This window comes from Vibrio sp. 2132-1, from assembly GCF_033344315.1.
Window position 1 is genome coordinate 1 of record NZ_JAWPON010000763.1, and the last position, 539, is coordinate 539.

1 pseudogene is annotated in these 539 nt (G+C 41.4%); it reads right to left on the reverse strand.

The features are described from left to right. Window positions 1-211 (reverse strand): annotated as a pseudogene (locus R8N47_RS27850) (ABC transporter substrate-binding protein); the annotation flags it as partial. Window positions 212-539 lie beyond the last annotated feature (328 nt).

A 539-nucleotide genomic window follows, 5' to 3' on the forward strand; every position in this document is an offset into this window, starting at 1 on the left:
TTTGTAGACGGCCGTTTGACATTTCCTCTGCCATTTTCGCCATATTTTTCGTCGTGTCGCCAAAGATTGGGAAGTTAGGCCCCCACGGTTCAGCCAGCTTTAGGCGATATACTTTTTCAGCAGCACTTGCAGAAGTTGCCACGAATGTCATCGCTGCCACTACGGCAGTCATTTTGAGCACTCGTTTCAAAGATTTTTGGATAAGACTCATCGTTCACGTCCTTTGTCACCAAGGTTATTGTTGTCATCCATTTCATGCGGATTTGAAGTACGACAAGCTGACTAGCACCATTCTCATGTCAAAACACGAGCCGAGTAGCGACGCTTGAAGTAACTTGGGTATAAAGATGTAACAATGTTGTCTAATTCGAAATGGGCGTGAACACGCAAGTTATCTTAGTATCAATAACCTGATTAGCCCTTAGTATTACGTATTTATACGTAGGAGATTAGAAGGTGGTAATGTTATAACGCCTTAAATCATTAAGTTATGAATCAGGCATGAAAGGCATTATTTAGAAAGCTACTTACGTATTAAC